We start from the raw sequence: 24,007 nt of genomic DNA, 5'->3' as shown, positions 1-24,007 counted from the left end.
CTAATTTAATAAGTAGAATTGCCCTTTAAGTTTTAGTTGATTCGCCATTTAGGAATAGCTTGTACTAAATTGCCAGAATTTTAGTTACTTCATTGAATGAAATTCTTCAGCTAAAATTGAATATTGGTAAGCATCATGCCATATTGGTTTTCCTTCATTTGATTTTTCAAAGAAGGCTGGTTTTATAAAATGCCCTTCCCTTCTCATTGAAAGACGTTCCAATAACTTCCATGAGGAAGTGTTTTCAGGGTTACATTTGCCAATAATTCGGTGAGCTCCTAATTGTTCAAAACCATACTTCATAACATTTTTACACGCTTCTGTGGCATAACCTTTTCTATAATATGCAGGATTAAACACATAACCGATTTCCCACGTTAAAAATTCTGTAGGCTGTTGCTGTTGAAAATAAACATTTCCTATTAGTTTATTATTTTCTTTTAAGCATACAGCAAAAAAGGCATCATTCTGTGAACGATAAACAGCTTCTTCCTTACACTCTTCCATACTGTAAACATTATATGGTTCATACTTAACAACTGTTTCTTGGCAAAGATACTCATAAAGGTCACGCCAATCATCATAACAAAATTTTCTTATAATTAATCTATCAGTTTCTAAAATAGACAATACATCACCTCATTTGATTTACAATTTTTAACTAATATTATCTTACAATAAGATTATAAGTATAGATTAAAATTAAATCAATGGAAATAATGATTATAAATGTTTTTTCAAAGATTAATTCGTTTTTTAATGTTTTATTCTAAAAATGTTAACTAATTGAGTTAAAAATATTTTTGAAAATTTTATAAGCTTATAATTAATGAGTGATTATTACAATATAATATCTAGCCAATTCTTTATTGCAGTAGATTTTTTTTTGCTTTTACTAACAAACATATAGATTTGTCTTTTTGGTACTATTAAATCCTTTATTTTTATATGTATTAAATTTTCAGATTTTAAATCATTATTTACAGAGGATCTAGTAACGAAGGCAAAACCAAATCCTTCTTTTAAAAAATCGATTACATAAGAAGTCTCATCAACTGAAAGTCTTAATAAAGGGCTATCACCAAACTGTTTGCTTAACCATTTAAAAAATTCTCCTCCTAAATCTGCATAAAGTAAAGGTAATTTCATTAGATTGGCGAAAGAAATTTCTTGGTTAACTATTTCTTTATTTTTAGGACTTGTTACTAGGATTATTTCATCTTCTAAAAAATCAACAACTTCAAATTTGCTTAATTTTGATTTTGTATAAACAAATCCAATATCTAATATACCATCACTTAATAATTTAATAATTTCTTCTGAATGATTGACTTTTAGTTTTATTGCAATATTAGGAAAAGTTAAAAAATAATCTTTTATTATTGGTGAAATGATACCCTTATATATAGAATTCTCTAATCCTAATGCTAATCTGTCTTCAAATATCCCTATAGATCTAGCTTTTATTATTCCGTCTTTTTTTAACATGAGCATTCTTTTAGCATATGGTAGAAAAGCATTTCCTGATGGTGTAAGTTTTACGTTTTTATTATTTCTAATAAACAAATCTTTTCCTATGTATTTTTCAAGTTCATTTATTCTGTTAGAAATTGTTGATTGAACTAAATATTGCATCTCGGCAGTTTTTGTAAAACTTCCGTTTTCTGCAAGTAGTATAAAAGTTTCGATTGATTCAATATTCATAAATACCTCCATCTATTATCAATTATTTCGATTGTTATTATTAATATAATTCGTTTTTAAAATTGAATATCCTTTACTATACTATAAATAAGCCCTGAAAATTCATATAATGCCCAAATAATATGCTGTAAGTTTATGATTTTATACGAATTGTCATACATTCAAATAATGAGGTTCATTTATAAAAGGTATTTAATTTTGTATGGAAAATCTGGGATAAGTTAAATATAAAAAATAAAGGGAGAGAATATTAATGATTAGGAAAATTACAAGAAAAATAAAAGTAGGAAACATCTATATAGGTGGAGATTCAAAAATTTCTGTACAGTCAATGACTAATACAGATACTAGAGATGTAGATGCTACTGTAAGTCAAATACTTAAATTGGAAAAAGTAGGTTGTGACATTATTAGGTGTGCTGTACCTGATATAGTAGCAGCAGAGGCTTTGAAGAATATAATAAAACAAATTCATATTCCTTTAGTAGCAGATATACATTTTGATTATAAATTAGCTCTCAAATCTATAGAAAATGGAGTAGATGCTTTAAGGATAAATCCAGGTAATATAGGAAACTTAGATAGAATAAAAATGGTAGTAGAAGCTGCCCAAAATAAAGGTATACCTATCAGAATTGGAGTTAATTCAGGTTCTTTAGAAAAGGATATTTTAGAGAAATATACAAAAGTTTGTCCAGAAGCATTGGTTGAAAGTGCTTTAAAACATGTAAGAATTTTAGAAAGTTTAAACTTTTATGATATATGCATTTCTATAAAATCATCTGATGTAATGGATATGATAGATAGTTACAGATTGATCTCTAAAAAAGTAAATTATCCGCTTCATCTAGGCGTTACAGAAGCAGGAACTTTATGGAGTGGAACTATAAAATCAAGTATAGGTATAGGAAGCCTTTTATCAGAAGGTATTGGGGATACTATAAGAGTTTCACTTACTGAGGATGTATTGGATGAAGTTATGGTAGGACGTGAAATTCTTAAATCTTTAGGTTATATAAAAGAAGGTATTAAGTTTATATCCTGTCCTACATGTGGTAGAACACAAATAAATCTTATAAAAATAGCTAAAGAAGTAGAAAAAAGACTAGCAAAGTGTAAAAAAAATATTAAGGTAGCTATAATGGGATGTGTAGTTAATGGTCCTGGGGAAGCTAGAGAAGCAGATATTGGCATTGCAGGAGGAAATGGAGTAGGTTTAATATTTAAAAAAGGTGAAGTAATAAAAAAAGTTAAAGAAGAAAATTTAGTGGAAGAACTTATGAAAGAAATTGAAAAATTATAAATATGAAGTTGTAGAAAGAAAATCATCTATAAGTAATTCGAGAATTTTACAAATTTATAAATTACTTGGTGTATCAAATTTGCTGTGCAATTGTTATTTCAGCAATAAATAATGGTGGTACTACTATTTGGCAGTACTATTGAAATGTCTTTTCATTTAACATTTGTATAGGTTGCTGCCAAACTTGTAGTATCAACATTGTAGTTTATTTCATGTACTACATCATTCTTCCTGGTATGACAGCATCTAATATTCCAATAACTAACGAAGCTAATAAAGCACCTATTATAGATACATTCATATTAGGAACTATAAATTGTGCAACATATATAATTATAGCTGCAATGAAAAAACCCTTAATTCCTTTACCGAATGGTGATGCATCAACACCCATTATTGATTCTACTAGAGAATCTATTGCCATAATTACAATGGATGCTAATATAATTGGACCTAATCCTCTTATGCTAAAACCTGGAGTTAAAAAAGAGGCAATTGATAATACAATAGCTGCTAAAATAAATCTTATTATATAGCTAAAAATACTTTTCCTTTCTTTGTTTCTGTTTTTTTCAACATTACTCATATTTTCATTCCTTTCTTGTTTAGTTCTTATAATTAGTGTTTACCATATTGTAAAAATTTATATCTTCCAGAAACTTTTTTTATATATTTTTTATGTATAAATTTTCTTTAAATTATTGTGTAATTATTATGCTATATGTTTATGGATATATTACAAATATAAGAAACATATTACTTTCAATTGGGTATAGCTAACTGGTTATTAATTTGCACTTGTTTCTAGTGGCAAACCAGTTACTAGCACCAGAATTTATGTCATCATAACAGAATATAAGAAAATTTTTTTAAAAATAGGTCGAAGGAGTCCGTTGTAACATTTCTTATCTACTCTACATAAAATATTGTAAGTTAATAAAGAGAAAAAATCTTCATGTAGAGTTATGGTAGTATGTTATATATGTTGTGGGCAGTTAGCAACAATAGCTGCAGCCCATGGACAAGGAGGATAACTGTGAAAAGACTTAATCCTGATAAGTTATATGTTGAATATAGACCAGACGTTACAAAGACAGAACCAGTAATATCGCGTAAGTATACATTAACACACTCAGATATAACTGCAGACCTTTTTCTTACCATAGGTTTACAGTTTGCTTATGACAAGATCAATCCCATGAGAGATGAAGTGCTTGCAGAATGGAGAACATACAACGGTAATCCATTTTTGTATGTATATGTTTATGTAGACGGTCAGTTTGAACCGTTAGTATCGTCTATACGAGATGGTATTTTCAGGCGTGAATTACCACTTGCACTAGAAGCTATCAGATATGGGGACAATAGTTTTTTTGCTGCACATCCCGATTTAGATAACGCACCGATCTGGATATATTTTGACTCAACAAACCCTGATTATAACCGATTTGAGTACTGGGGTACGCTTAAAGATTACAAGTAGGACGTTACTCTTACAAGTAAAATGCCTCCCTTGTATATTAAACAGTTGTAAGGATAGAGAATAAACAGATTGAAATCAAAGAGATAGAACAATTCTAGTAAAAAATTAAGGTATATTTATAAATCTATTTCCTTGCCATAAAAAACAGCTATGCTATAAAAAAATGAATAGAATACTTATGTTTATGAGTATATTGCAAATATAAAAGCATGAATGGTGGTGATAAAGCGACCGTCTACAATAAACGTACATTTATTAGATTAATAGTTAAAAAATCACCATATCTTGCAGCACGTTTATAAGGATTAGCATCCATGGGATGATGATAAGCTTATATTCCTTTCAATTGGTAACTGGTTGCTTTTACGTACTTGTCATTAATGACAGTTTGGGAAGGTAACTAGTTTAAAATCTATAAGAAAAGAGCAATTCCAGCGAAAAAGTGGAATTGCCAATGAGGGTATTAGTTGATTTACTTAATTAATTTTGTATGATATTCATTTTGTATAACGGAAAAATTAAGTAATTCTTTTATGATTTTTTAATACAAGGAATATAATAATCAAGAATTAAAACTTTCTGTCCATTATTCTTAGGGATTCCAAATCGTGTGTCAGTATATACTTCACATGAAAAGTAATTTTCCCAATCAACAACATATCCATTTTGATTAATTGCTTCAACTGTTAGTTGATGTGCATTAGGGTATATGTCATATTCTTCGCCCTCGATCCATGCTTTTGCAATGGTACAAGCTGGCACATAATAAAAAGCATATCCTTTAGGAACTGGAGTATTTGCATTCATAAAAAAACCCACGAGGTAAGTGAATGTTTCATCTTCACTACAAAAATCCCTCATATATCCCTCATAAGCATCTGGAGTTTCACTTGGACAATATTCGCTCATCTTTGCAAGAGTATCAAATGTACCATCAGAAAAGCATTGTTTCCATAATGAAGGGATAGTTTGATACTTTGATTGAAAAATAGGATTAAAGCTTTCGTGCTTTGTTCTTATTTCTTTTCCAATAATCTTGTATGGACCAAAATCTACAAATTCTATTTTTTTTAATGTTGCCATTTTATCATTCCTTTCATACTATATTTGAGTAATTAATTTTTCTTAACAATAGGTATCCAGATTTCATTTTGGGGATTGTGTCCTGGAGGATAATAGCACTCAATGGCAGGTAAATCAGCAAGGAAATAATTTGATGTAGGAACCCAATCGGTATATAAACGCTTCCAAGCTTTTACGATATCAGTAAGATTGGAGGCTTCAAATACTACCCATTGGCTTTCTGGAAAGGTTAATTTCTCCATACCTACAGGAGTTTCCTTTTTATAGGGAACAGCCAAGTAGTAAGAAAAATCTTTTTTCTTACCCCAATCACCATCTGATAAAATACCAAATACACCGTTTAGTGACTTTTCTTCATTCGTATCCATTAAACTAAGTAATCTTTCTGAAAAGCCATTTTGTTGAACCTCTTGCCAAATCATAGGTACTGTATTGAATGCTTTTTCAGTGTTCACATTATATTTGAAACCTACTGCTGAAAACGAATCGATTTTTTCAAATCTGTAATTCATTTCTGAACCTCCTACAATCGAGAAATGAAAAGACATACGTGGATAAGCTTTCAATTTTGCACCTGATTTACGCGCAGATGTAGGTGCAATTCCATGAAGCTCATTAAATGCACGAGTAAAGGCTGAATGAGATGTATAGCCATACTTTTGTGCAATCTCTATAACGCTACAATGATTTTGCTGTAACTCAAAAGCTGCAAGTGTTAAGCGCCTACGTCTGATATATTCAGAAAGTGGTATTTCTGTAATAAACGAAAACATACGTTGAAAATGGTAATTGGGACAACAAGCAATTTTTGCAAGCTCCTTATAGTCGATATCACATGTGATGTTATCCTCAATATAATCTATAGCTGCGTTCATTCTTTTTAGCCAATCCACATTTATCATTCCTTCCATTATAGTTTAGCAGAGAAAATAATATATTGCTTTGCAGTTGGTGTACTAAAAATGTAAAGTATATTAACTTTTAAATATCTTAATTTACACATAAATTGATTATTCAACTTTAAAATCAATTTATATTGATACTTGGCTGTAATACAACTACATCTTATCTTACGACTGTTAACTAATTATATACTTGTATTATACGAAAATTAACATGGACAATCAAACGAGTTTTACCTTTTTACGGAAAAGTAATACTGACACAATGAATAAGGCCTCCGCAGTGGCAAACTATACTAAACAACAAGAAGGAAGGTGAGAATATGTCTGAAAATACATAGCGAAAAGCAAATAGATTGGTACATGAAAAAATACCTATTGTAGCATGCATATAATCCAATCTGAAGTAAGTAAAATCAAGGATAATGCTGAATTTTAAATTAATTTTAATTGTAAGCATTTTTGAAATAGAAGGGAAAAACCAACAATAAGGATTAAACTAATAAGATGCGATTTCTTATGTTAGAATCTATAAGAAAAGAGCAAATCCAATATAAAAATGGAATTGCCCTTGAAGGTTTTATTTTATTCACCATATAAAAATGATGTAAAAATTATTTCTTTTTAACAGGTATCCAAATCTCACTAAGATAGTCTTTGCTCTGGTTATTCCCATCAGTATATAGCTCAATATCATAATCAGGTATTAATTCATATTCTGATTGTGGAAGCCATTCGCTATAAATTCTTTTCCATGTATTCTGAATAGTATAAGGCATTGGTCCGACACATTTAAACACTGCCCATGTATGTGCAGGAATCGTTAGTTTTTCAAACCCATTTGGTATCTTATCATTATTACTACATTCACAACCAATACCATAACGAAACTCTTTACATCCTGCTTTCTCTTGCTCGCAAATTCCAAGCATACCGCATACAGTCTCATGTGAACCATCTGCAAAATATTCAGACCAGAACTTAGGAATTTCTTCTGAACTGTTTTCTGATGTAAAATATCTTGTTTTCGCAATAATCGTATATTCCTGTCTTTTAACAATTTTGTAATCCATAATATTACCACCTTCCAATATAACTTTAATAAGAAGACGATTAAATGATTTTAGATTAGAACCTTCTTTTTTTGCTTGATTTGGAGTTATTCCATGAAATCTACTAAATGCTTTTGTGAAGCTTTCGGGCGTGTTATATCCGTATTTTAGAGCAATATTAATCACTTTTGTTTGCGACATTATTAACTCCTGTCCAGCCAAAGAAAGACGTCTATGTCTGATATACTCTCCAACTGTCATTCCCGTCAACAAACTAAACACTCTTTGAAAGTGAAAAGTAGATGAATAGATATGTTCTGCAATATCTTCGCAGCTCAAATCTGTAAACAAATGTTCTTCAATATAATCAATTGCGCTATTAAGACTCTGTATCCACTCCATTTAATCTCTCCTTTATACATATAATATCAATTCGTTTGATATCTTTCCTGTCACAGAATGCTTTTATTTGTCTCGTAAAAATAACCGTTACTTCACATAATTAAACAACTATGAACCAATTCTAAATATATTATACAGAAATTAACATAGACAATCAATCAACCATTCCCTTAACATATGAAAATGACATTAAATTAGTGAATAGTTTTAATAAGATTGGACTTTTTTGCTAGAGTTTAAAACATATAAGAAAAGAGCAGTCCAATTAAAATAGTGGAATTGCTCTTAACGGTTTTATTTGTATTCACGATATTCAAAGAATGCTAATTAAAATTATACTCATAATAAATGGTTGTAAAGCAGAACAATCTATAATTTAGTTATTTACTCATTACTCCAAATAAGAACTGCACTATTTGTAACTTTCTTCAATTCATTTTCTGATAAATTTTCTAAATTGCTATAATTGCCTACAAAATAGTAGTTGTCTATGCTGACAGCTCCACTTTTTTGTTCCTCAGAAATGTAATTATACGCAACAATGTATTTAGATTGTGTAGAAGAATTAAAGCTAAAGAGTTTCGAAGCTGAAGATAAGTCTATTTTTTTAAACATATGATAATCAACCTGCCTTTGATGACAGTTTGGGAAGATAACTAGTTAAGAAGCAAGTGAAATAAACGAATATAAAATCAATAAAAAAAGAGCAAGTCCAATGTGAAAAATGAACTTAGCTTTGATTGTATTAATTAACGCTTTTCTCCAACTTCATTATTATTGTTTCAATACCAGCAGGATTTTTGCCACTATCTTTATAATCTTTGAATCCAAATTGCATATATAACTTTCTTGCAGCTTCACCAGCTTTTACTTTAGAAGAAAAAGTTTGTACAAATATAGGATTTTTATTATCTAAACAATTAATTGCAGCTTTTAATAATTGATAACCATATCCTTTTCCGCGACATTTTTTTTTAACTGCCAACCAAGCTATTTCATTTTCATCTTTATTAATTGCAATTACCCCTTCAATATCATTATTAGTATTTACAAAACAAAAAGCTGATAAATTAGATATGCATTCCTTTATTCCTTTTTTAAAATCTTCACATCCAACCATTTTACCAAATAATGGTTCGACCTCTTTGGCTAATTCTAACCACGCATTGAAATCTTGATTTGTAACAAGTCTAATCATAAATGACCTCTCTTTCTTAGTTCAATGTTTTAAATGACTACGCTTATATATTATACAGAAAATTACTTGGGCAATCAACCAAGGATTACCTTTTTATGTGATATTGAAACAATGAATAGTAAGGCTTGTGCAGTGGTAAACTATACAAAAACAAGAATGAAGGTGCTAACATGTCACAAACTGTGCAAAGAAAAGAAAACAAGTTAGCAAAAGAAAAGTTACTATATCTTTTACAGCATAAAAATAATCCTGTAGACTGGTTTTCATGGAGAGTGATGAAGTATTTTCAAGAGCTTAAGCTGAAGATAAGCCTATATTTTTAAGCATAGGATATTCAACAGGTGGCAATTTCATTACTAGAATCAAATAATCTGTTGCTAAGTGATATGGATTTCTGTTTTAATATAGTAAATTAGCGAGGAAATAATATGAGAGAATTGTTTTGGAGCAATACAATATGGTATATATTGCTATTTGTAACGAGTATAGTATCTTTTGTATTCACATATCATAAATCACCAAATCGTAAGTTAAGTATGGCTTTTACTTTTTCTATTATAGGGTTGACATATCTTATAGAAATATTACTTTTGCTTGTTTTTAATGCATATACATACTATCCGGGTCTTGTAACAGACAATTTTCAAGATGCTGTTTTAGGTAACGTCTTTTCTCAAGTTTCGGTTTCAACAACAGCGGTGTTAATAGCAGTATATAATCTTTCTAATATATGGTTTCTTATATTTGCAGCAATTTATTTCACCATTGAAGAATTGTTTGTAAAGCTGGGAATATATGAACAGTTCTGGTATAAAACTATCTTTACAGTAATTGGGTACATACCGTACTGTTGGTTAGTAAAAAAATGGTACAAAAAGTTACTAGATGTACCATCCAAATATGTATATTATATTACTCTTTTCCTAAGTGTCTTTACAACCTTTGGGAATAGTATAATCACGACTTTGAAATTATTGAAAATACAAATATTCAGAATCAATTTTACTTCAGACTTATCAAGAAATCATACTTCAACAGCTGTAATCATAATGTCTTGTCTGATTATATTAATGATTGAGCTATATAAAGCTAAGCTACACTGGATACAGAAAGCCTGTGTGTTTGTCTGCTTGTTTGTTAGTGAATATGTGCTATATCGTACTGGTATCCTTTATATTAAGGAAGGGTGGACTTTTATTGTTATCATTTTACATTTACTTGGTAGTTATTTTTGGGTTAGTGTTATGAATCAGTTATTAAGTAATAATAAAAACTTGAAATAAAAGTTTAAAGAGTAATTATCTCTTATTGAGAGACAAGATAGGGATTATGAAGCTGGTATATATACACATGAAGAATTCATAAGTAATCCTAATTTGACTTAGGAAGAACAGAATGAATTATATAAAACAATTATAGATAACATTATATATACGAGATTAGATGAAGAAATAAAAGTAGAGATATATAAGACTATCAAAACGTAAATTCGTTACAAAATTTTATAAAAATAAGACTGTCATCTGACATGCTAATAAAGCTAATATAAATAATTTTTATTTCGTTATTGTTATATTTTAATACAGTGAATTAATCATAAACATTGAATTATACTGAAATTAATTGAACAATCAAACAATGATTATCTTTTTATGGCAATATAATGAATAGTCCAATTTTCCCAGTGGTAAACTATACAAAACCAAAAAAAGGAAGGTGATAACATGTTACAAACTGTGCAAGGAAAAGAAAACAAGTTAGCGAAAGAAAAGTCACCATATCTTTTACAGCATAAAAATAACCCTGTAGATTGGTTTCCATGGAGTGATGAAGCATTTTTAAGAGCTAAAGCTGAAGATAAGCCTATATTTTTAAGCATAGGATATTCAACCTGCCATTGATGACAGTTTGGGAAGGTAACCAGTTTAAAAGTGAGTAGAATCAAGGGGATAAGGTGAATTTTGAACTGAAGTGCTTTTAAAATAGAAGAGGATAATGAACACCTATGATTGAATTAACAAGATAGATTTTTGGTACATTTTAAAACTTATAAGAAAAGAGCAAGTCCCGTGTGAAAAAGTGGAATTGCCCTTGATGGTCTTAGTATCACATTTATATTCTAAATTGAGTTGAAATCAATATATCATGCTTTACTCTTCAACATATTCTAAAATATCTCCAGGTTGGCATTCTAATTCTTTACAAATTGCAGCTAATGTATTAAATCGTATGCCCTTGACTTTTCCAGTTTTTAATAAAGATAAATTAACTGTAGTTAATCCTACTCTTTGAGACAATTCATTTAATGACATTTTTCTATATGCCATTACTCTATCTAATCTAACTATAATTTTCATTACTTATCCCTCTAAATAAACATATCATTTTCAGATTGTAATTCTAATCCAAAGTGAACAATGTATGCTACACCTAGCATCATTAAGGCAGCAATAACATATTCAATTGGAAAGATTAAAATAACTACTTGAAAACTAAATCCATTTGTAGTAGCAATTCCAATTAAATTACCACAAATATCTATGATTACTTTAATGGCACCAAAGACTAAAATTTTCTTGCTAAAATTTTTAAATATTGTAACACTTTCTAATGTAAAAGGCGTTTTTTTATTTTCAATTGATTTTAAAATTGTTATAAATTCCTGTAATCCTATTAAAGTTAAAATAAATAATGGAATTGTTATAATTACTGAAAATTGATATTTTGTGACTAAAGGTATATAAACAGTTGTATTACCTAACATAAATTTTTGCCATCCGTTAAATAAATTACCGTTTATTACAAATAAACTAATGTAAGATAAAATACCTCCGACTTTTAATATTATCCTTGTAACATTTAACCATGAAATCATTTTATGTATATTCATATTACTATCACCTCATAGGTATTATATACCAAAATTTAAAATAAAACAATAAATATTTAAAATAAAACGATAATTTTAACGGTAAATTTATAATATTTTCTACATAAGCCTATATTTTTAAGCATAGGATATTCAACTTGTCATTGATGACAGTTAGGGAAGGTAAACAGTTAAGAAATAAGGAGAATAAATACTTCACCAGCAGTCTAAATTGATAGAACTATAAACAGAATATGAAATTTTGTTTACAAAAAGTAGGTTTATTTTTAGCACAAAAAACAAGTCTATATAAAAATAGACTTGTTCATAAGAAATAAGAAAATTTTTGATTCATAATTTAGGAATATTGTGTACAGAATTATTTTTGGTTATTATAGATTTATTCCTTGTTCTATTTCTTTTCTTGGATTTAATCTTGGCGTAAGAATTACTTTTTTTGATTACCATGAAAACAAAATAACCATCTATTTCCCATATCTTTACTCCACCAAATATTGATATCAATTTATTTTTATACCACTCTTTTCTTTTAGTAACCATATACATCTTTCCGCCAATAGTTAATCTGTTAAACCCCTTTTCAATAAATTCCTTTGGCACAGAAAAATCTGCATGATAAGGTGGATTTGATAAAATTAAAGAAAAATCTTTTTCATGAAAATTTTTAAATCCATCACTTTGATATAATCTAACCTCTGTAACATTGTTTAATATAGCGTTTTCTTTTGCGTGGTTAACTGCACAACTGTCTTTGTCTACCATAACTACATTAGTAGCATGTATAATTTTTGCGGCTAATATACCTACTACTCCATACCCACAACCTAAATCTAATACCTTATCATTTTTACAAAACTCTGTTACAGATAGCATTGCAAGGGTACCCTTATCGATATCTTTTGGTGAAAAAAGTTCAGTAGAAGTTTTAAATTTCATTTTAATATTACTGATTTCAGTGTTTATTATAGGTTTTTGATCCACTATATGTTCCTCCAAATTTAAAACTATTTAATCTTTTTATGAGTATTATTGAATTATAAACTAATTATATGAAAATTCATATGGATAATCAAGAAAATATTTACTTACATTCTATATTAATGCAGAAAATAGTACAATTTGAATGTTCTTCACATGAAAATTTTGCTGTCATTTATGAATGTTTAGGAAGGTAACCAGTTTTGAAGTATATAAAATCAATTGCAAATAATTTCTTGTACTATATTATACATAAATTTATGCAAGGCACCAAATTGTTTACTATCTAGAGTTTGAAATATGAATAAATTATGATTAACTATGTGGAATTTATAATTAGTTTAACCTAATTATTACATTTAATGAGATTTTATAATATATTAGAAATCAACTCTATACCAACTATTTCTTTGACTTACAAAAATCCTATTAGTTATATGAATAGTCCAACTTCTGAAGTGGTAAACTATTACAAAAACAACAAGAAGGAAGGTGCTAACATGTCACAAACTGTGCAAAGAAAAGAAAACAAGTTAGCAAAAGAAAAGTCACCATATCTTTTACAGCATAAAAATAACCCTGTAAACTGGTTTCCATGGAGTGATGAAGCATTTTTAAGAGCTAAAGCTGAAGATAAGCCTATATTTTTAAGCATAGGATATTCAACTTGCCATTGGTGTCATGTGATGGAAAGAGAATCATTTGAGGATGAAATGATTGCTGAGATTTTAAATGAAAATTTTGTAGCAATTAAAGTAGATAGAGAAGAAAGACCAGATATCGATACTGTTTACATGAATGTATGTCAAATTATTAGTGGAAGTGGTGGATGGCCACTTAATATATTTCTAACACCGGATAAAAAGCCATTTTATGCAGGAACCTATTTTCCAAAAGAAAGCAGATATGGCATAACTGGACTTGCAGATTTGCTTAAAAACATAGCAAAGTTATGGAATGATAACAAAGATGAGTTATTAAATAAAAGTAACGAGATAACAAATTTTTTAAAAGCACAGCAAAAAGGTAATGAGCAGAGTGAGATAGAAAAAAATGTATTTGATAAAACTTTTGAACAATTTTTAGATGAATATGATAATGAATATGGTGGTTTTGGAGATGCTCCTAAATTTCCCTCAGCTCATCAGTTATTATATTTGCTGCGATATTATAAGTTTTATAATAAACAAGAAGCTTTTAACATGTGTTTAGATACATTAAAGAGTATGTATAAAGGTGGAATTTATGATCATATTGGTGGTGGTTTTGCTAGATACTCTACTGATAAAATATGGTTAGTGCCTCATTTTGAAAAAATGTTGTACGATAATGCATTGTTACTTATGGCTTATACTGATGCATACGCAATAACAAAAGACTGCTTATATAAAGATATAGCTAAAGAGATAGTACAGTTTGTTTTAAGAGATATGACCGATGAAAAAGGTGGATTTCATAGCGCTATAGATGCTGATTCAGAGGGTGTTGAGGGGAAATATTATGTTTGGTCCTATGATGAAATAATCGAAATCTTAGGTGAAAGTGATGCAAAGATGTTTAGCGACTTTTACGGTATAAGCAAGAGAGGTAATTTTGAAGGATCTAATATTCCTAACCTAATAAAAAAAGACATAACTGAGTTTAATGATCCCAATATTAAAGACAAACTGAATAAATGTAAAAATAAATTGCTTCAATATCGAACTAAGAGAATTGCTCCACATAAGGACGACAAAATTCTTACAGCTTGGAATGGGTTGATGATTGCTGCACTAGCAAATGCAGGTAAAGTTCTAGAGGAAAAGAGTTATATAGAAATGGCAGAAAAAGCAATTAAGTTTATTGAAAACAATTTATTTAGGGATGATGGAAGATTACTAATAAGGTTTAGAGAAAACGAGTCTAAAAATTTAGCATTATTAGATGATTATGCTTTTTTAGTTTGGGGATTGATAGAAACTTATGAAGCAACTTTAGAAACAAAATATTTAGATATCGCATTAAGGTTAAACAGTGATATGATAAATATATTTGAAGATAGTGAAAACGGTGGATTCTTCTTATATGGCGAAGATAATGAAATTTTAATAATGAAACCAAAGGAAATATATGATGGTGCAATGATGTCAGGTAACTCAGTTGCTGCTTATAATTTATTAAGATTATCTAGAATGATTGATGATTCGTTGATAAAAAATTATGAAGCTTTATTGATGAATTTTTCTACTGATATTAACAATTCCCCAAGACATACTAGCTTTTTGTTAATATCATTGATTTACTATTACAATAAATCAAGAGACATTGTTATAGCTTCAAGTAATATAGATAAGCCAGTAAATGATTTCATCAATCAAATAAATAAAGAATTTAGTTCATATTTTACTTTGCTACTTAACAATGATTCTATGAAAGATTTAAATAAGGAAATGGTAAATAAAAAGATGATTAATGATAAACCTACTGTTTATATATGCGAAGGATTTTCCTGTATAGAGCCTTCAACAGATTTAAATAAAGTACTGGATAATATTTCAAACACAGATTATTCATAGAAAATTATGAGCAGAGAACTGAAATATTTGATTTTATGTGAGTCGATTACTCATGAGTAGAGAACAGAAATCTATAAATCACTTACTCATAGGAATGAAATGAGTAGTGAGTTATATATTAGAGAATGAATATTAGGTGTAATTTACGCTTACTTCTAGGAAGTAATTGAATAGGAGATTCAATAATAATATTCTTCTTGGTATGAGATATTCGTTGAATTCTCAACATACATATTTTTCAAAGCTATATAAATAATCAGGGTTGAATTAATAAAATAATGGTCTATTTTTATCAAACCTAAATAATTAGGTTGATGAAGATAGACCATTATTTATTATTGTATATTTTTATTATTCAACTAAATTATTCAAAAATATATTTAAACTATTGTAAAATAACTGAGAACATTTCAATAATTATAAAAACATAATATACCATTAGTATCAATATGAGTATCAAATTAATAAATACTCCAACAAGCACCATTGACTTGATAATAATTATTATTTATAATGGCATAAATGATATGAATTATCATTATCATAAACTAAGGAGGTTGTTATGAAAAAAATATTTATTTTAGTACTTATTGGAATTATGGTTTTAAGTATTGTTGGTTGCCAGAAGAATGATGAAAAGGTGGTAAATATATATACAGATAGGCATTATGATACAGACCAAGCATTATATGATGCATTTACTGATGAAACTGGTATTCAGGTTAATGTAGTAAAAGCAGCATCAGATGAATTATTAGAACGTTTAACTACTGAAGGTGAGGATACAGAGGCAGATTTAGTTATTACATCAGATGCAGGGCGTTTATATAGAGCTCAAGAGAAAGAATTGTTAAAACCAATTGAGTCAAAAGTAGTTGATTCAAATGTACCACAAAATTTAAGAGAAAGTAATAATAATTGGGTGGCTTTAACAATGCGTGCTAGAGTTATAGCATATTCAATCGACAGAGTTAATCCTACAAATTTATCAACATATGAAGCTTTGACTGAGCAGCAATGGAAAGGTAAAGTTCTTGTAAGAAGTTCAGGTAATATATATAATCAATCATTATTAGCATCGTTCATCTCATTAAATGGAGAAGAGAAAGCAACTGAGTGGGCAGAAGGTTTGGTTAATAATATGGCTAGAACGCCAGAAGGTAACGATAGAGATCAGATGAAGGCAGTTGTTGCTGGTGAAGGTGATGTTGCTATAGTTAATACTTACTATGTAGGTAAGTTATTAAATTCAGCTGATGAATATGAGGTAGAAGTAGGAAAACAAATAGGCGTATTTTTCCCTAATCAAGAGACAAATGGCACACATATTAATATTAGTGGAGCTGGTCTTACTAAGCATGGAAAGCATTCAGATGAAGCAATAAAGCTTATAGAATATTTAACTGGTGAAAAAGCTCAGTATGATTACGCTAATGCAAATTACGAATATCCAGTAAACCCTAATGTAGAACCTTCAGATTTATTGAAGAGCTGGGGTGAATTTAGTAGACAGGACATTGATTTATCACTTCTTGGTAAATACAATAGTGATGCAGTAAAAATATTTAACAAAGTTGGTTGGAAATAATGAGTTGTAATTTTAGGAGACCTAGTCTCCTTTTTTCAATAACTACTATTATTATATTATTAATATTGTTACCAACTTTAGCTTTGTTCAAAGGAATCTTTCAACCTGTAACTGAATCATGGATTCATATTAAAACATATTTATTAAATCAATATATTATGAATTCTTTGATATTAGTTATTTCGGTTGGGATTATTACAGGTATAATAGGAACATATTTATCATGGAGTTTAACTCAATATAAATTTAAGGGTAATAGTTTATTAACAACTTTACTTTTTATACCAATGGCAATACCACCTTATATTGCAGGATATATTTATAATGGTATATTTAATTATACTGGAACATTAGAAAGAATTTTTAGAGCTTTAAGTCTACAGCCAATTAGAATTGATATTCTATCAACAGGTGGTGTAATATTTGTATTTAGTCTATTCTTGATGCCATATGTTATTCTAGCTACAATATCTTTTTTTTATAAATTGCCTGATAGTTATTTTGAATCATCAATACTTTTAGGTAAAACTCCAAGACAGACTTTTTTTAAGGTAATTTTACCAATGAGTAGGGGTGCAATTATTGGTGGTATAGTATTAGTAGTACTTGAAGTCTTAAATGATTATGGTCTAGTAAAATATTTTGGTGTTCCAACATTTAGTACAGCAATTTATTCAACATGGTTCGGATTAGGAGACATTCAAAGTGCAATTAGACTAGCATCTAATCTTATGATTATTGTGTTCATCATTTTAGTTACTGAACAATTATTAAGGGGAAAAGGACGTATCAGTCAGCCTAGAGCATTAGTGAAATCTTCATTAAAGAAAGAACCAAGTAAAATATATAAAATTGTTTTTTATTGTATCTATAGTTTTTATATGATTTTAAGTGTCATTATTCCAATTGCACAATTAATTTATTGGAGCATTCTAGCTTCTAATAATATAATCTTAAAAGGATTATCAAAGCTTATATTTAATACATTATTTTTAGCAGTTATAGTTACAATATCTGTATTAATTTGCGGACTAATTATCGGAAATTATAGTAGATTAAGCAAATCATTTTTGAGAAAAATTTATTCTAGGGTAGTGATTCTTGGATATTCTGTTCCAGCTTCAATTATTGCTGTAGCTGTTATGATATTTTTTTTAAGTATTGATAGAGGGTTAACTCGTATTTATGAATTTCTTGACTTTAAAAATTTGTTTCTGACAAGTAGTATTATCATACTGATTTTCGCAATGATAATCAGATTCATGGCTATAGGATTTAATAATATAGAATCGGGATTTAATAAAATGGGCATTAAGTATTATGAAGCATCAAAACTACTTGGTAAAAGTGATTGGGTCACATTTTTCAAAGTAGATTTACCAATCTTAAAGCCAGCTATAATAAGTGCTGTTATCTTAATATTTGTTGATGTGTTAAAAGAATTACCATTGACACTTATTTTAAGACCCTTTAATTTTGATACATTAGCGACTAAAGTTTATACTTATGCTGGTGATGAAATGATTCACGAAGCTTCTGTTTATGCATTAGTTATAGTTTTAGTAAGTGTGATTGCACTAACAACTTTACAATTTTTACAAAAGGAGAAAGTAAAATGATAAAACTTAATAATATTGTTTTTAAATATGATAATACTAATGTTCCAATATTAAATAACGTATCATTTGAATTGAATAAAGGAGAAATTATGGCAGTTGTTGGTCCAAGTGGGGGTGGAAAATCAACGTTATTAAGAATTATATCTGGTTTAGAACAACCTTTTTCTGGTAGCATAGAAATTAATCAAAAAATGGTATTTAACAAGGTAACTAATGTAAAACCTGAGAATAGAGGAATAGGCATGGTATTTCAGGATTATGCTTTATTTCCACATATGACAGTTGAAAAAAATATTGCTTATGGTGTTGACCATATACCTAAAAAAGAAAGAAAATTAAGAATCGAAACAATGCTTGAATTGGTAAATTTAAAAGGTTATGAAAAAAGGTATCCACATCAACTTAGTGGTGGTCAACAACAGAGAATTGCTCTTGCAAGAGCTTTAGCTCCTAAGCCTAAAATTTTACTATTAGATGAACCCTTTAGCAATTTAGATACAGAAATGCTAGAAAAGGTACGAAATGAATTGTTTGAAATTATTAATTTCACCCAAATTACGACAATTATGGTTACTCATAATCCAGAAGATGCTAAGACAGCAGATATAATATTGAGGCTTGTATCTGGTAAAATGAGTATCGTGTAAAGCAAATGAATATTATTTAAAATCCTACTAATATATCGATAAGTTGTGGTCAATGAATTACAAATAAGATAAATTTATAATTCTAATTAATAAATTTTATTATGCAAGTTGTAGGGCTATGTTATTTAGTCAAAAAGTTATTATTTCTAAAACTAGAAAGAAATTGTGTTTGACATTTATCAATAATAACATATTTATAAGCCATGCATATAATGTTAGTGAGAACAAGCTTAACAAGCATTTGTAATACTAATCATTAAGCATTATAATAAAGCTTTTAACAGTTATTTCGAATGCATATTAATGTAAATTTACTCAAAAATAATATTTTATTATTAAAGTCGAAATAAGGGGGATTTTTATGGATAATATGAACGCTAATAGTGACTGCATTAAAAGGAAAGATAGAAAATGTATGTATAGTATGGAATCAATGAATTGCATGCATTCTATGTATAGTATGGAATCGATGAATTGTATGCATTCAATGAACTGTATGCATTCAATGAACTGTATGTCATCAATGAACTGTATGCATTCAATGAACTGTATGTCATCAATGAATTGTATGCACTCTATGAACTGTATGTCATCAATGAATTGTATGCATTCTATGAACTGCATGTCATCAATGAATTGTATGCATTCTATGAACTGTATGTCATCAATGACATCCATGCATTCTATGCATGGGATGACTTGCATGACTCCTATGAAATAAATAGAAGTAGCTGATAGTTTACTATAAGACTATCAGCTTTATTAATACCTGAAATTGAGTATTTACTATTCTAGATATATTCACCAAATAATTGATTAATTGGATTTAGAGAATATTGTTCTTTTACCAGCTTATATATTTTTTCTGTTGAAGAATATAAACAATTATTTTTCAGCTTACATTTTTTACAATCCCAGCAATTCATTTGACCATACTGCTTTAGAATTTGCTCTTGATTTCCAAAATCAGTTATTACACCATTAATGATAGGTAATGGATAGAAAATTCTTAAAATTTTTATAGCATCTTGCTCGTCAATATCATCAATTTTTGTTCCGATATAATCTCTTGCACATCTATAATAAGTTTTTTCAAGCTTGTTATATGAGTTTTGCTGCATATGGTCAATAAATTTATTGATTGTTTTGTGTGCACTTTTGAAATCACCTATTTTATAGCAAAGTGCAGTAATAAATAAATCAATTTTTGCATAATACCATGGAAATATATTTTTAACTGGAAGATTTAAAAATTGAGTAATAGAAGCATCTTTGTTATAATTTACAGTTTCAAAAAAATTTATTATTGCTTCTATTTCTATATCAGAAATATTTTCTAAATTCCTTATATATTTTTTTATTCTATTGTACTTTGAATAGCTATCTATTGCATCAATATCATCAAATTCTTCAATTTCGCTAAAACCTGGTACAATGATATGAAAACTTGGGAAACCTAAAAAAGATACATTTCTTATAAAAATATCATATCCCTCAGATATCAATAAATTTGTTAAATAGTTTAATAGCTCTTTGTTATTTGATACATTAAAATTCTTAAATTCACAAAATTCATAACTAAATTTTGTGTCAAACATTTCAGCGGGATAAAAGCCACATCCGTTAACAAGGATGCCCATAATATTATTCTTTTCATTATAAATATTTGGTTTATATGCGTATTCTTTTACACCTTTCATATTTTTTATATCCTGCCCTTGTAAAAGTTCTGTCAATGTTCTTTCAATAGCTACTTCAAACATTGGGTGAGCTCCAAACTTGATAAAATAAGTTTGATCATCCTTATTAATATAAATAACACCTATTACAGGATATCCTTTTTCTAAAGAGCAATCTTTTACAATTATTTCATAATTTCCGCTAGATTCTAATTGTGATATCATAGCTTTAATTCTTGGATAATTATCTAGGTAATTTCGGGGAATAGTTGGTGGTGTAATTTTATTCTGAATTATTTCTTTATTAACATGTCTTTCGAAAACTTCAGATAATCCTTGTACCAGAGCTTCTTCTTCTGTATTACCACCGCACATACCATTAGATACATACATCTTAGAAATCATTTTAATTGGAATATAGGATAGTTTATTGTTATTTATATTTAGATAAGGTAATGATATAAAATCAGAAGGTATTTTTTCATAAGAAACTAATTGCCACTTTTCTAATAGTTGTTTCTTGTCAGAGTCAGTATTTATACTAGATAATTGTTTTTTTATCCAATCTTCATCACTATCTAGGAGATCCTGTAGCTTAAAGAATTTTTCATCTGGAGCATAATAAAAGCCTTGATATTCTAATGCTTCTTTACTTAAATCTGCATTTAATCTAAAGAAAGATTGATTTTGTAATCGTTCCATAAGTTCACCATAGGCACTTGCCAGTGCATATTGGTATGATGTGCCTTTTCCGTTAGTACCTATATTAGTATTAGTAATTTCTAAATTTATAGAATAAAAGTTCTCAGCAGAATTTTGCCAACCTATTTCAACTGCCAAAATTCCTAAATCTGAAAGTATATTTCGAATATTAGTTATTGTTTTAATAGGTAGAGCATCTTTATATTTTCTATTACTGAAGGTATCCATTCTAATCCCCCTTGTATAATATAGTCATAACATTCAATAGAAAACTCTCTATTATTATAACGAACATTAAGACAAATCTTTTTATTAACATTCTGATTATTCTGCCCAACATGGCATTCATTTCACTTCTAAACTAAGTTTTCTATTACGTTAAAATTGAAACCAATACAGTTAAATATTTTGATATAATATCTCCTGAATAGAAGATAGATGTAATCCCCCTGGGAAGGACTCTATCGAGTCATTATTACCCGTGAATTAGCGTATCATTCCATCAGTGAGAACTCTATGTTTAGCTGGTTGGGTTTCCAATTTGGAACTACCCGTGTCACAAACAAGGTTATAGAATTACTGATAGAAATGGAATTTCTATTCTATCTCAAAAATAAAGGAGATTATAATCATGAGTAAATTTTTTTATAGACCAACAGTCGGAATTGATGTATCAGCAGATTTTTCAGTAGTAGCAATACTTGCACCTGACGGTGAAACTTATAAAAAGCCCTTTTAAATTATCCATAATAGAAATGGTTTTGATTACCTAGTAGCTCAAATAAAAAAAGCGGAAGAAGAGTTTAACATGAAAACTGGCATTTTCATGGAATCTACTGGTGTTTATCACCTTACTCTTTTCCACTTCCTTAAAGATAAATTTGAAACATTCATCTTTAATCCACTCATTACTAATAGTAACAAAAATAGTGGAATAAGAAAAGTAAAAAATGATAAAACTGATGCAATATCCATTGCTAAAATAGGTAAATTTCAAAATGTAAAATGTTCTTGTGCATTCGATGTTGAAATTTATACTCTAAAATCGCTTTGTAGAGACTACTATAAGTTAACAGATACCAAATCTACTTACAAGAAAAAACTATCTACTGATTTAAGGGTAATTTTCCCTGGTTACAGCTCTGCATTCTCAAAAATTACTGGTAAAACCTCTTTAGCTATACTTAAGAAATACAACAATCCACAATCTATTATTGATGCCGATAAAAACGCCTTAATAGAACTTATTTCTACGACTTCAAGAAAAGGCTTAGGTTATAGCGAAAAACTTTATCAAAAGCTTATCGAGATTTCCAATGAAGCTATCTATATGGGTATTCACTCACCAGGATTATACGTTAAAATAACTAATACAATTACTCTAATAGAAACCTTAGAAATACAACTAAATATTTTATTAAAAGAAATCCATTCTCATATAAAAAGCGGTAAGCTTCCTGAAGTATTTATAAAAAATATTGAATTAATATGTTCAATTCCTGGTATTGGTGAATTAACAGCAATAACCATAATGAGTGAGATTGGTAACATCAAAGGATTTCTCAAACCTAAACACTTAGTCGCGTTTTTTGGTTTAGATCCCTCTGTAAACCAATCTGGTAAATTTAATAGCAATCAAAACACCATGTCTAAACGCGGAACTAAAATTGGACGTCGAGCATTGTATGCTGTTGCATTGGCCTCTATCCGCAGTACTAGAAATGGTAAGCCTATAAATGAAATTCTACTTAAGTATTACAAAGAAAACCTCAAAGGTAAAAAGAATAAAGTAGCTTTAGTTGCTATTATGAGCAAATTAACGAGATACATATTCTCCATTCTAAAAAATCAGAAACCTTACGAGATTAGAGATCCTAGGATACATGAGAAAATGTACCTACAAAATCACTCTAAATCAGTAGCCTAATCGGCTTAAATTTATAAAATCCTTTTAAGCTATTGTTCGTATATTTCTAATAGCTAGCTTTGCTATACCCAAATTTCATTTTCTTTTTTCCTTAAAAAACTATTGACTATTACTAGCTGGTCTTTATTAAATACTGTTTAGTTAGTTGTAATACGCTATACTTCTAATAAATACTATATTTAAATGTATTGAAGAAAAAATAATATTACATGTAGAAAACTGTATATTTGTGATTAAATAAAAAAATTACTACTCATAAAATACTGATTAGAAGATAATCCCTGATTATTCATAT

General features: G+C 28.6%; 21 protein-coding genes and 2 pseudogenes. 11 read left to right on the top strand and 12 right to left on the bottom strand.

The window, feature by feature from the left end; genetic code table 11:
- Positions 1 to 84: 84 nt before the first annotated feature.
- Together AYC61_RS08215 and AYC61_RS08210 are read right to left on the bottom strand one after the other, a co-directional pair.
- Positions 85 to 630, bottom strand: coding sequence for a GNAT family N-acetyltransferase (locus AYC61_RS08215; protein ID WP_066499602.1), 546 nt, complete (start codon positions 628 to 630; stop codon positions 85 to 87).
- A gap of 210 nt (positions 631 to 840) precedes the next feature.
- Positions 841 to 1,704 carry a LysR family transcriptional regulator gene (locus tag AYC61_RS08210; RefSeq protein ID WP_066499594.1) on the bottom strand — a complete coding sequence of 288 codons (864 nt, stop codon included), beginning with the start codon at positions 1,702 to 1,704 and terminating at the stop codon, positions 841 to 843.
- 253 nt (positions 1,705 to 1,957) lie between these two features.
- Between AYC61_RS08210 and ispG the strand changes: the two genes are divergently transcribed.
- A complete protein-coding gene (ispG, locus tag AYC61_RS08205; RefSeq protein WP_066499592.1) occupies positions 1,958 to 3,007 on the top strand; it encodes a flavodoxin-dependent (E)-4-hydroxy-3-methylbut-2-enyl-diphosphate synthase in 1,050 nt (349 codons plus the stop codon).
- A gap of 217 nt (positions 3,008 to 3,224) precedes the next feature.
- Here ispG and AYC61_RS08200 read toward each other — a convergent pair whose 3' ends face one another.
- Positions 3,225 to 3,593, bottom strand: a complete 369-nt coding sequence (locus AYC61_RS08200; protein ID WP_066499590.1) for a phage holin family protein — start codon at positions 3,591 to 3,593, stop codon at positions 3,225 to 3,227.
- Between the two features lie 450 nt (positions 3,594 to 4,043).
- On the opposite strand from AYC61_RS08200, the gene AYC61_RS08195 reads away from it, so the two are divergent.
- Positions 4,044 to 4,490 (top strand): staygreen family protein, encoded by a 447-nt coding sequence (locus AYC61_RS08195; protein WP_066499589.1) that lies wholly within the window; start codon positions 4,044 to 4,046, stop codon positions 4,488 to 4,490.
- 531 nt (positions 4,491 to 5,021) lie between these two features.
- Here AYC61_RS08195 and AYC61_RS08190 read toward each other — a convergent pair.
- The 5 genes from AYC61_RS08190 to AYC61_RS08170 all read right to left on the bottom strand — a co-directional run bounded on the left by AYC61_RS08190 (position 5,022) and on the right by AYC61_RS08170 (position 9,127).
- A complete protein-coding gene (locus AYC61_RS08190) occupies positions 5,022 to 5,573 on the bottom strand; it encodes a GyrI-like domain-containing protein (RefSeq protein WP_066499586.1) in 552 nt (183 codons plus the stop codon).
- 32 nt (positions 5,574 to 5,605) lie between these two features.
- Positions 5,606 to 6,484 (bottom strand): AraC family transcriptional regulator, encoded by an 879-nt coding sequence (locus AYC61_RS08185; protein ID WP_242866766.1) that lies wholly within the window; start codon positions 6,482 to 6,484, stop codon positions 5,606 to 5,608.
- 605 nt (positions 6,485 to 7,089) lie between these two features.
- Entirely contained in the window at positions 7,090 to 7,929 is an 840-nt protein-coding gene (locus AYC61_RS08180) for an AraC family transcriptional regulator (protein WP_066499581.1), read from the bottom strand.
- A 384-nt stretch (positions 7,930 to 8,313) separates the two neighbouring features.
- The gene (locus AYC61_RS08175) at positions 8,314 to 8,544 is read right to left on the bottom strand and encodes a hypothetical protein (protein ID WP_066499579.1); all 231 of its coding nucleotides are present in this window, start codon (positions 8,542 to 8,544) and stop codon (positions 8,314 to 8,316) included.
- A 130-nt stretch (positions 8,545 to 8,674) separates the two neighbouring features.
- A complete protein-coding gene (locus tag AYC61_RS08170; protein ID WP_066499577.1) occupies positions 8,675 to 9,127 on the bottom strand; it encodes a GNAT family N-acetyltransferase in 453 nt (150 codons plus the stop codon).
- Between the two features lie 170 nt (positions 9,128 to 9,297).
- Between AYC61_RS08170 and AYC61_RS20655 the strand changes: the two genes are divergently transcribed.
- The 3 genes and pseudogenes from AYC61_RS20655 to AYC61_RS20650 form a co-directional block, all read left to right on the top strand.
- Complete coding sequence (locus AYC61_RS20655; RefSeq protein ID WP_242866765.1) at positions 9,298 to 9,450, top strand: DUF255 domain-containing protein; 153 nt, start codon at positions 9,298 to 9,300, stop codon at positions 9,448 to 9,450.
- Positions 9,451 to 9,555: 105 nt separating this feature from the next.
- The gene (locus AYC61_RS08165; RefSeq protein WP_066499576.1) at positions 9,556 to 10,410 is read left to right on the top strand and encodes a hypothetical protein; all 855 of its coding nucleotides are present in this window, start codon (positions 9,556 to 9,558) and stop codon (positions 10,408 to 10,410) included.
- A 441-nt stretch (positions 10,411 to 10,851) separates the two neighbouring features.
- Positions 10,852 to 11,025 (top strand): annotated as a pseudogene (locus AYC61_RS20650) (DUF255 domain-containing protein); the annotation flags it as partial.
- Positions 11,026 to 11,277: 252 nt separating this feature from the next.
- On the opposite strand, the gene AYC61_RS08160 reads toward AYC61_RS20650, so the two are convergent.
- The 3 genes from AYC61_RS08160 to AYC61_RS08150 form a co-directional block, all read right to left on the bottom strand.
- A complete protein-coding gene (locus tag AYC61_RS08160) occupies positions 11,278 to 11,484 on the bottom strand; it encodes a helix-turn-helix domain-containing protein (RefSeq protein WP_066499573.1) in 207 nt (68 codons plus the stop codon).
- Positions 11,485 to 11,495: 11 nt separating this feature from the next.
- On the bottom strand, positions 11,496 to 12,017 hold the full coding sequence (locus AYC61_RS08155; protein WP_066499571.1) for a hypothetical protein: 522 nt from the start codon (positions 12,015 to 12,017) through the stop codon (positions 11,496 to 11,498).
- 330 nt (positions 12,018 to 12,347) lie between these two features.
- The gene (locus AYC61_RS08150) at positions 12,348 to 12,998 is read right to left on the bottom strand and encodes a class I SAM-dependent methyltransferase (RefSeq protein ID WP_242866764.1); all 651 of its coding nucleotides are present in this window, start codon (positions 12,996 to 12,998) and stop codon (positions 12,348 to 12,350) included.
- Positions 12,999 to 13,357: 359 nt separating this feature from the next.
- Here AYC61_RS08150 and AYC61_RS08145 point away from each other — a divergent pair, with 359 nt between their 5' ends.
- From AYC61_RS08145 to AYC61_RS21170, 5 genes are all read left to right on the top strand, one after another.
- Positions 13,358 to 15,550 carry a thioredoxin domain-containing protein gene (locus AYC61_RS08145; RefSeq protein WP_338026028.1) on the top strand — a complete coding sequence of 731 codons (2,193 nt, stop codon included), beginning with the start codon at positions 13,358 to 13,360 and terminating at the stop codon, positions 15,548 to 15,550.
- 562 nt (positions 15,551 to 16,112) lie between these two features.
- Positions 16,113 to 17,138: a Fe(3+) ABC transporter substrate-binding protein gene (locus AYC61_RS08140; RefSeq protein WP_066499559.1), complete on the top strand. Its 1,026-nt coding sequence runs from the start codon at positions 16,113 to 16,115 to the stop codon at positions 17,136 to 17,138.
- Positions 17,138 to 18,757 (top strand): ABC transporter permease, encoded by a 1,620-nt coding sequence (locus AYC61_RS08135; RefSeq protein WP_066499551.1) that lies wholly within the window; start codon positions 17,138 to 17,140, stop codon positions 18,755 to 18,757. Before AYC61_RS08140 ends, AYC61_RS08135 begins: the two co-directional genes overlap by 1 nt.
- Positions 18,754 to 19,404, top strand: a complete 651-nt coding sequence (locus AYC61_RS08130) for an ABC transporter ATP-binding protein (RefSeq protein WP_066499541.1) — start codon at positions 18,754 to 18,756, stop codon at positions 19,402 to 19,404. The genes AYC61_RS08135 and AYC61_RS08130 overlap by 4 nt, the downstream gene beginning before the upstream one ends.
- A 361-nt stretch (positions 19,405 to 19,765) precedes the next feature.
- The gene (locus AYC61_RS21170) at positions 19,766 to 20,125 is read left to right on the top strand and encodes a hypothetical protein (protein WP_156456397.1); all 360 of its coding nucleotides are present in this window, start codon (positions 19,766 to 19,768) and stop codon (positions 20,123 to 20,125) included.
- A 70-nt stretch (positions 20,126 to 20,195) separates the two neighbouring features.
- On the opposite strand, the gene AYC61_RS08125 is transcribed toward AYC61_RS21170, so the two are convergent.
- Entirely contained in the window at positions 20,196 to 22,013 is a 1,818-nt protein-coding gene (locus tag AYC61_RS08125) for a YcaO-like family protein (protein ID WP_066499531.1), read from the bottom strand.
- A gap of 403 nt (positions 22,014 to 22,416) precedes the next feature.
- On the opposite strand from AYC61_RS08125, the pseudogene AYC61_RS08120 reads away from it, so the two are divergent.
- Positions 22,417 to 23,712, top strand: a pseudogene (locus tag AYC61_RS08120) (IS110 family RNA-guided transposase).
- The last annotated feature ends 295 nt before the right edge of the window (positions 23,713 to 24,007 follow it).

Origin of the sequence: Abyssisolibacter fermentans (assembly GCF_001559865.1) — a bacterium.
Taxonomy (GTDB): Bacteria; Bacillota; Clostridia; order Tissierellales; family MCWD3; genus Abyssisolibacter; species Abyssisolibacter fermentans.
The sequence above is the reverse complement of the archived record's forward strand: the minus strand, read 5'-3'. Positions and strand labels throughout refer to the sequence as shown.